The following is a 9,369-nucleotide window of genomic DNA, read 5'->3' as shown; positions in this document are numbered from 1 at the left end:
TCGCAGGCTCGCTTACCTGCTTCGTTTTCAATGGCTTGAAGTATGCCTATACGTCAGCGCCATTGAACCTCGCATCTTCGGCAGGTAAGCGAAGACTCCGAACTTACCAATTGCAGGATTTAGGTACAATGTCATACAAATCGGTTTCAAAATAACATGATTAAAATCGCCCCTGAAGAACTGCAGCTTATATCGAAATATATCCATGATATCTCCGGGATATATCTTGATAAAAGCAAATCATATCTTTTTGAAACACGATTGAGTTCCATTGCGGAAGCTCACGGATGCAATTCATACAAAGAGCTGTATCAGAAAGCCAAACGTGATGCCTCCAAAAAAATTGAACGGGAAATCATCGATGCCATATCAACAAATGAAACCCTGTTCTTCCGAGACAAAGGCCCTTTTGACCTGCTCCAGCACAAACTTTTGCCCGAAATAATTGATCGCAGATCTGAAAAATCCGGCCGGCTCAGAATTCCCATCAAAATATGGAGTGCTGCCGCCTCCACAGGTCAGGAACTGTATTCCATTGCCATCATCATCAAAGAGCTCATTGGTGATGCTCCCAATTATTCCGTAAAACTCCTGGGAACTGATATTTCCAATACGGCAATTACCCAGGCAAGCATTGGAAAATACAATAAATTTGAAATTGAAAGAGGACTTGATCGAAAATTTCTACAAAAATATTTTACCCTCTTCGGGGATACCTGGAAAATTAAGGATGAAATACGGGCTATGGTCAATTTCCGCAAACTGAACCTTATGCTGCCGTTTAATGCACTGGGAAAATTTGATATCATTTTCTGCAGAAATGTGGCCATTTATTTCACTCTGGAGGACCGTAAAAAACTATTCAATAAAATTGCTGATGTCCTGGCAGATGACGGATTCCTCATTATAGGTTCAACTGAATCACTTACAGGTGTCTGTCCCCGTTTTGTCCCCAAAAGGCACCTGAGAACGATATTTTATCAAAAGAAATAGACTGAGGGATCATATTATGAAAAATTTATCCATCCTCGTTGTAGACGATGATCCTGTTATACGGCGTCTTCTTGAGCAACGGTTGACGAAGGAGAATTATGAGGTAGTTGTTGCAGAAGATGGCTATGTTGCAGAAAAATTCCTGAGGACACGTTTTTTTGATGTCGTTTTGACCGACCTGATGATGCCCGGCGATATTGGAGGCATTGAGGTCCTTGAAATTGCAAAAGAAATAAACAGTAAAACGGAAGTAGTACTCATTACGGCACATTCATCAGTAGACACTGCCGTTGATGCAATGAAAAAAGGTGCCATTGATTATCTGGAAAAGCCGATCAATTTTGATGAGCTTTTTCTGCGACTCAATAAAATAGCAAACCTGCAGACCATCCTGGAAAATGCCAGGGATCTTGAACACGCAATGAATACTACCGAAACAGAGGCCTCAGCTACAATTCAGAATCTTGAACTTCAGGTGGCCACATTGCAGGAAAAACTTGACAATATAGAAAATATCCTGCGAGATGAAAGTCTTCTGGACGACACCAGAATAGTCAAAGCCCTTGATACACTGGCGGATATGTAAACATGTAACTACTCACAGGGGTAACAACTATATGATTCTATTCCCTCTGGACTGTAATTGTCCACAGGTGCCACGGATTTCTGCAGGCTCTTTTGTTTTTGATTACCCATGAAACTCAGCCAAATTGTGGATTGGGCCTGTTTTATCAGGCTAGCCTACGGTCAAAAATCACTGGAAATCTCAATTGATAAGGAATTCAATTGAAAAAGTGTCAGTCCAGGTCATTTTATAATCAGTCTAATGTGATTTTTGAAATACGCCTGATAAAACAGGCACAATCCCCAGACTCACGAATAACAGGCTGAGTCTCATACGTAATCAGACTTTTGTTTGCTACAGCCCCTACCTGTGCGGACTGAAGAAACCGTGTAAAGCTGGGGGTAACAGAGAGAAATTAATTGCCATCTACTCGTGGTTTCAAAAATAACCCATTTGCCTTTCCATAAGAATCGGGGAGAACAGCGCCATCAAAGAGTGTATTTTCTACACGTGCACCAGCCATATTGGCCCCGGTTAAATCCGCCTTGTATAAATCAGCACCCCTTAAGTCAGCTCCCCTGAAGTCGGCACGAACCAGTACTGCGCCTTTGAGATTTGCCCCTTCCATATCTGCTCCGGCAAAACTGCACCCGGTCAGATCAGCTTTTTCCAGATCCGAACCCTCCAGATCTTTTCCGGAAAAATCAATCCCGGAAAGATCGCATCCATAACATCGGTTGGTATCCAGAAAATTTTTCAACACTTTCGTTTTTTCTTTGTCAGGAGCAATATTTTCCTTTTTATGTTCTGCTTGAACAATTGACTCACCGCTCCTGAATTTTTTTTTCCTCACCTCCCTGCTGTCAATCTCTGTTCCGAGATTGATCTTCCCCGGCATAAGGGCCTTTTTTATTTCTGGTGGCTTCGGATAAGTCCCCTCGGGTTTCGAGATTCTCATTTTTTTCAGTACTGGTGGCGGTTCCCTTAAAACCCTTCTCTTCCTGACTATGACTTCATTTTTAACAGGGTTCTTTTTTGGTCTTCCTGGATCTTCAACATAGACTTCCTGCTCAATTCCTGTGAGATCGGAATGTTCAGACAACTGTGTGGTGACTATCATTCCATCCAGTAAAGCACCTCCAAGATAGGCGCCATCAAGAACAGCTCCCCGTAAATCAGCGCCTCTTAAATCAGCACCGCCAAGGTCAGTACCTCCGAAAACCACCCCTTTCAGATTTGCATTACGAAGGTTGGCTGAAGAAAGATCTGTCAGATACAATCTGGCCTGTTCAAGGTTGGCTCCTTCCAGGTCAGCATGGGAAAGATCGACCCTGTTCAGATTTACTCCTGAAAGATCACATCCCCTGCAACTATTGGTTTTAATTAATCTCTGCATGTTTTCACGAGAGGTCACACTTTCAGCGGCTTTGGATGTTCCTCCTGAAGAACCAACTGCAAAGATGACTGCCAAGAATAAACAGGAAAGTTCCAACCTCATTCTTCTACCTCTTCAATTTTTTTATGGTTCATCCTTTTCCAGATCCAGGGTGAAACAGGTTGTTCTTCCCGCCACAGACCTTTATGTTCCTCTTTTGCCTGGTTCTGTTTTTTGTTCCATCTATCGCATATTTTCTGCCTGCAAAAATACGGGTAAACCCAGGCACACCCTTGTTCAACCAGATAACCGTTAATATTCTTTCCGTTTCGTTCAATGTGGGCAACCAGTCTGCCATAGGAATCATTATATTGAGGAAAGACCACTACGCTTTTTCCATGGATCACCCTGGACAGGCATGACCTGGCCTCTCTGGAAAAATGCTGCTGCCATTCAGGGGAATCTATTCCATATAAACGTATTTCTATTTTCCTCTTATTTTTAGAAACAACAATGGAATCGCCGTCTATAATCCTTGACACCTCGGCTTCAAAGGGTGAGGCCGAGCATAGATTTGTACTGCAGGCGATAACAAGAAAAACTGAAAAAAGATACTGTAGCGTCCTGTAATTCATTGTACACTGGAGGGACCTTGAAAATGGATTCCTCTTTTAATAACTCTGTCCCATGACTTCAAACGGAAATTCTATTTTTAAAAAGCATCCTAAAGATGGTGAAAACACACTTTTTTTTGTTCTTTTGATATGATATGCTTCTACCTGAAACGATTTGAACTCACAAGAAGAAAATACAAAATTGCAAGATTAAGAGTAATTGCTCACGACGACCCCAGCTTTTCACGATCTCTTTTGTTCGCTATAGCCTACCTATGCGGACTAAAGAGACCGTGAAAATGGTGTACCTGTGAGTAATTACATAAAATCATATAGCTGCTACCCCCGTAACCAGTTACAATTAAGGTGTTACCTTTTTCCCCGAAATCTTTATGACTCCTGAGACACTCACCGAATCAGAAGAAGAAACCCGTTCTTTTCTTATCAGTCTGCCGATTTTTGACAGTTTCAATGTAACGGAACTCTCAATTCTCGCCCAGCACATGAGTTATGTGCACCTGCAGCGTGGAGAACACCTCTTTGTTGAAGGGGACCAGGGGACCTTCATGGGTTTTGTTGTCAACGGAGTTCTGGAGGTGCAGAAAAGAGGTGATCTCGGTGAAAATATCGTTCTTGCACGCCTTACCCGGGGAAGCTCGATTGGTGAAATGGCCCTTATTGACAAGTCTCCCAGATCTGCAACCGTCATAGCAAAACAGGCCACAACCATGGTAACACTCACAGATAAAGGGTTTGACCTGCTTGCAGAAAAAATGCCGACACTGGGAATTAAGATAATTAAAAAAATTGCCCGTTTACTGAGCTTGAATATGAGAAGAACAACGAGTAAACTGGCGGATTTGATGCAATCTTCCCATTAACCTCTTTTTGTATTTGGTCACAGGGGTAAGCAACTCTATGATTTTTTTGCCTCTGAACTGTAATTCAGACGTAATTACTCGCAGGTACCCCAGCTTTTCACGGTCTCTTTTGTCCGCATAGTAGGCTATAGCGAACAAAAGAGCTTGCAAAAATCTGCGGCACCTGTGAGCAATTACACTTCAGAGGTAATAAAATCATATAATTACTACCCCTGTGAGCAGTTACGTTATTACCTTTGTGGGCAGTTATAAAATGAAGAAAAAAATAATAATGAAAATCTGCAGGGATGAGTCACCGGGGTCAGTTATTTATATTCCCCATGGAGGCGGTCCCTGGCCCCTGCTGGGGGATTCGCGTCATTTCAATTTAATAGCGTTTCTGAAGGCAATTCCCGATTTCCTGATACAGCCGTCAGCCATTCTTGTTGTCAGTGCCCATTGGGAAGAAAAACAGCCAAAACTTCTCTCGGCAACATTTCCACCACTCCTGTATGACTATTATGGTTTTCCGCAGGAGACATACTCCATCTCATACAATGCACCGGGAAATCCCCAACTTGCTGAAAGAATACTCCATCTTTTCGAGGAAAACGGTATATCTGCCGGTCTTGACGGGAGTCGGGGGTACGATCATGGCTTTTTTGTTCCTCTGAAGCTCATGTATCCCGAGGCAGCCATACCATGTATTCAACTTTCACTGCTGGATTCTCTAAACCCGGCGGAACATATTCGTATCGGTAATGTTCTTCGAAATTTACAGGAGGAGAACCTGCTGATCATCGGATCAGGTTCTTCATTCCATAATCTCGCTGCCTTCAGAAACAACACCGTCGGTAAGGAAAATCAATGGAATGAAGCCTTTGAAAACTGGCTTATTGAAACCCTGTCTGCTGATTATTTGAGCGAAAAAGAACGTCGGGAGAGGCTGGAACACTGGTTTGATGCCCCTTTTGCGGCGTTTTGTCATCCACGGGAAGAACACCTGCTGCCTCTTCATGTCTGTTATGGTGTTTCCGGTTGTCCTGCAAAACGGATTATCGAGGTGGAATTCATGGGTAAAAAAACAAGTTCGTATATCTGGTGAGTTTTTCCTTTTCTGCCTGTTCTCTCGATCTGATAAGTTCTGCTATTTGACAAGAGTTTTAAAAATATGGATAATTCAGAAAGAGGTATTGGGTAATATCCATATCCACCGGGTTTCGAACTGTTACCCGAAAATGACATTCAGGTCAGAAGTGGGTTGCGGAGGCTTTAAGATGGTGAGAAGGTTGATTGATGGTGTTCGTGTTCTCATATTTATGGGGTTGTGTTTTAACTCCGTCACTCAATGTTGTTCTGCAGCTGAAAAAACAGTTCTTGTAGGCTTGAATATACCCCTCAGCGGAGCTTATGCCAGGCAGGGAGAAGATCAACTGCGTGCCTACCAGCTTGCCATTGACATATTAAATGAGTCCGGTGGTATTCTCGGGCGTCATATTGTTTATGCCGTGCGGGATACGGGCACAGAGGCAGCCAGGGCAGGAGAGAATGCGGTTGAGCTGATGGATCTCGGCGCTGTTCTTATTACCGGCGGGGCGAGCTCGGCGTCCGCTATTGCCCAGAGTAAGGTCTGTCAGCAGCGGGGGGTGGTTTTCATGGCCGGTCTGACACATTCCAATGCCACAACCGGGAAAGACGGACATCGTTATTCATTCAGGTGGTATAACAACGGTCATCAGACGGCAGGAGCGATAGCCGGCATCCTGCGTGATCGATATGGCCCAAATGCTACCTATGCATTTCTTTATGCTGATTATACCTGGGGCAGGACCCTGAAGGATTCCCTGGGCAAGGTGATAGAAAAAGACGGTGGCAGGATTATACTCAGTCTGCCGACACCCCTTGGAAGTGATGGCTTTATCAGTGAACTGCTGCAGGTAAAACGGGCCGGCCCTGATGTACTTGTTCTCATCCATTTCGGCAGCGATATGGTCAATTCTCTCAGGCAGGCGACAATGCTCCGTCTCCGGGAAAACATGGCCATAGTAGTCCCCCTGATGGAAATTAACATGGCTGTAAAACTCGGTCCGGAAATTATGCAGGGTATCCTGACCTCCATGTGCTGGTATCATGGCCTGTCGGAGAAATATGAAGGCAGCAGGCAGTTTGTGACTCTTTTTGAGCAGCGTTATCACAAAAAGCCGGGTAATTCAGCGGCGGTGGCCTGGGTGAATATGATGCAGTTTGCCGAAGCGGTCCAACAGGCAGGTTCATTTACCGCAAATGACATTGTTCTGGCCCTTGAAGAACACCATTTTACCCTTCTTGGCAGTGATGAATACTGGAGATCATGGGATCATCAGGGGATTCATCCAACCTATATTGCCCTGGGAAAGACGCCGGAAGAGAGCAGGAATAAATGGGATCTGTTTACAATAATCAGTGAGAGCAGCGGCAGGTCGCTGGCAAGGACACGACAGGAAAATCCTGTTGTTCTCGAACCATTGAAGGAGTGAAATCCGATGCTGGCCGGTAGAATCAGGAGCATGGTGTGGATAAAACTTTTTTTTCTTTTCCTGTCAGTATGTCTGCCCATATCCTCTGTTTCCGCCTCACCTCCCGTCTTTCAGGGAGAAAAGCTGCTTTTACGTGTCGGTTATGTCCCGATTGTTACCCAGCTGCCGTTGATCATGTCCTTTGATCGTGACCGTTTTGCCTATCAATATGTTGAAGTCAGGCTTGTAAAGTATCGCTCTTTTACAGCTCTTGAAGCCGCATTCAGAATTTCGGCTGTTGATGTTGCCATGTTGCCCCTGCCCATAATTCTGGCGATGGATGAAGATGATATAGATGTGAAGATTATAGGTTCCACAGGCAGAGGAGGGTCGGGGCTGTTTGTCAGAAAGAAATATTCCGGGTTCAAGGGAGCGATAATAGGTATTCCGGATCTTTACTCCAATGAGCATTTTCAGCTGATTCATTTCCTGGCCGGGAAGTATCTCAAGTACGGGACTGATTACAAAGTGATCAATATACCGCTGCAGTCTCTGTTAAATGACCTTTTTCAGGAGAAGATCGACGGGGCGTTTTTTCCGGAGCCATATCCGACATTAGCCCTGGATCAACTGGGGAAGGAGAACGGAACAGTTGCAGAATTATCGAGACAGTATTCTGTCGTCTATTCGGTTTTGGCAATAAAAGGAAATCTGTTGATTGATCAATGTCGTAACGGAGTTCTGGAGTGGCTGAAATCAGTGAGATCAGCCACTTTCAGAATCGCGGGAAGTATTTCTTTTTATGGTGGTGAGCAAGAAGCTGTTACCCAGATGAAATATTTTGGTTTTGACCGTGATCTTTTCAGAAAATCCCTGGAGGCGATAAAAGGGGGGAGTTATTTCAGGTTTGAAAATATCAATATGGGTTTTGTTCAACATATCGGCAGGGATATGCATAGATTACAGTTGCTCACTGTACCCAGGGATCTCAACAGGCTGTCTGTGGAAATATTACAACCGGACAGGGGGGAGGGCCGCGTCCCATGAAACCGGTAAACATAAAGATTAAATATAAGATACTGATACATATTGTCCTGATTCTCGGGGTAGTCAGTGTTTCTCTTATTTCGACCACAATTTATCACAGCAGAAAGGCAGGGCAGTCTATTCTTGAGAGTGTGTCCACAAAAATGAGGGAGCTGCAGGAACTCAGTTCCTTTGAGTTTGAAAGGGCAAAGAATATTGCCAGAAGAGGAGTTGTGGAAGTGAGCGGACTGGAAGCTATTGATTCAATCACGGCAATAGCTCTTCAGAACCAGAAGGATTTTTATGATGTTGTTGCCCGCGAAATTATTACTGCCGGTAAAGCGGTTTCCACAACGCTGGATGAACAGAATCGGGTGATTAATAATAATCTGGATAAGGTTGTGCTGGATTCAACACAATCAATTTATGAAATTACCAAAGCCGGGCAGGAATCGAGGAAACTGATGTCGAACCTTGCCATTATCAATGTGGATTCTTTAAAGGAAATAACGATCCAGAGCCTTGAAAGGTTTGGCCGAAACCGGGAATACTATGATCGGGAATTTAATGTGCTCGGGACAGCCGTGAAAAACAGCATAGACCAGGTGCTGATAAAATTTCTGCTCTTAATGGAAAATGGTGTTGGAGACAGGGTGAAGAACGAAGACACCATGGTTCGTGAACTGGAAAAGCTGAAAAAGGAAATAATCACCAGCCAGGAAAAATTCTATCTGAAGATTATGAAAGATTTGGATCTTCAGAAAAGGATTCTTGTGAAAGAATCTGCCCTTGTTGCTGATAAAGTCAACTGGGCCAGTAACAGGGAACTGGAGAACAGCTCGGTAACCCAGTTGAATGAAGCGGGCAGGATTGCGAGCAATCTCACCCAAACTCAGGTGGGTTTAAGGAAAAATATAGCTGCTTCTTCCGGCCAGGTCAAAACCACCATTGATGCTCTTAGAAAAAACCTGCCTGAATACCTGAAAGAAAAAGGTGAGGCAACAAACAGGAAGATTAAAAAAGAAATTGTTTCCACCCGGGCGGCTGTGGACAGTGCCAAGAAAAAGGTAGCGAGTGAAATTGATGAAAATACAGGGGAGGCACTTCATCTGTTTGGAACAAAAATTATGGCTTCCCAGCAGATTATCGGGAAAACACTGACGGATTCCCTGCAGAAAATGACCACATTCAGTCTACTGATTACCGCCGTCTGCACAATCCTGGCTGTTGCTGTCAGTTTCTTTATGATCAGAAGCCTGACGGAACCTATTTCCAGGGTGCTCCGTTTTGCGGGAAAGATGGCTGAAGGGCATCTTGATGAGCGACTGCCTGAAGGTCCCGATGAAATGGGGGAAATGGGCAAAGCTTTGAATATCATGGCGAGGGAGTTGAGGAAGCTTGAGGAAGAAACGCTCAATTCTTTTAATCAGACCCTGGATCA

The 9,369-nt window shown here is 44.2% G+C and carries 9 protein-coding genes; 7 read left to right on the top strand and 2 right to left on the bottom strand.

Going from position 1 to position 9,369, the window contains the following annotated elements:
• Positions 1-156 precede the first annotated feature (156 nt).
• Positions 157-993, top strand: coding sequence for a CheR family methyltransferase (locus tag ACXLDX_RS02915; protein WP_457575693.1), 837 nt, complete (start codon positions 157-159; stop codon positions 991-993).
• Positions 994-1,009: 16 nt separating this feature from the next.
• Positions 1,010-1,579 (top strand): response regulator, encoded by a 570-nt coding sequence (locus ACXLDX_RS02910; protein WP_457575692.1) that lies wholly within the window; start codon positions 1,010-1,012, stop codon positions 1,577-1,579.
• A gap of 394 nt (positions 1,580-1,973) precedes the next feature.
• Here the strand turns inward: ACXLDX_RS02910 and ACXLDX_RS02905 are convergent, their stop codons facing one another.
• Together ACXLDX_RS02905 and ACXLDX_RS02900 are read right to left on the bottom strand one after the other, a co-directional pair.
• Positions 1,974-2,954: a pentapeptide repeat-containing protein gene (locus tag ACXLDX_RS02905; RefSeq protein ID WP_457575691.1), complete on the bottom strand. Its 981-nt coding sequence runs from the start codon at positions 2,952-2,954 to the stop codon at positions 1,974-1,976.
• Between the two features lie 98 nt (positions 2,955-3,052).
• On the bottom strand, positions 3,053-3,568 hold the full coding sequence (locus tag ACXLDX_RS02900) for a thermonuclease family protein (RefSeq protein ID WP_457575690.1): 516 nt from the start codon (positions 3,566-3,568) through the stop codon (positions 3,053-3,055).
• A gap of 371 nt (positions 3,569-3,939) precedes the next feature.
• On the opposite strand from ACXLDX_RS02900, the gene ACXLDX_RS02895 reads away from it, so the two are divergent.
• The 5 genes from ACXLDX_RS02895 to ACXLDX_RS02875 all read left to right on the top strand — a co-directional run.
• Positions 3,940-4,428, top strand: coding sequence for a cyclic nucleotide-binding domain-containing protein (locus ACXLDX_RS02895; RefSeq protein WP_228856736.1), 489 nt, complete (start codon positions 3,940-3,942; stop codon positions 4,426-4,428).
• A 253-nt stretch (positions 4,429-4,681) separates the two neighbouring features.
• The gene (locus ACXLDX_RS02890; protein ID WP_457575689.1) at positions 4,682-5,512 is read left to right on the top strand and encodes a DODA-type extradiol aromatic ring-opening family dioxygenase; all 831 of its coding nucleotides are present in this window, start codon (positions 4,682-4,684) and stop codon (positions 5,510-5,512) included.
• Between the two features lie 172 nt (positions 5,513-5,684).
• Complete coding sequence (locus ACXLDX_RS02885) at positions 5,685-6,923, top strand: ABC transporter substrate-binding protein (protein ID WP_457575688.1); 1,239 nt, start codon at positions 5,685-5,687, stop codon at positions 6,921-6,923.
• Between the two features lie 6 nt (positions 6,924-6,929).
• The gene (locus ACXLDX_RS02880; protein WP_457575687.1) at positions 6,930-7,949 is read left to right on the top strand and encodes an ABC transporter substrate-binding protein; all 1,020 of its coding nucleotides are present in this window, start codon (positions 6,930-6,932) and stop codon (positions 7,947-7,949) included.
• Positions 7,946-9,369, top strand: a 1,424-nt coding sequence (locus tag ACXLDX_RS02875; RefSeq protein WP_457575686.1) for a HAMP domain-containing protein, incomplete at its 3' end; no start/stop codon positions are given. The genes ACXLDX_RS02880 and ACXLDX_RS02875, both read left to right, overlap by 4 nt.

It is taken from the genome of Desulfomarina sp. (assembly GCF_054039375.1).
Note: the sequence above shows the minus strand (reverse complement) of the source record. Positions and strands in the feature narration are given on the sequence as shown.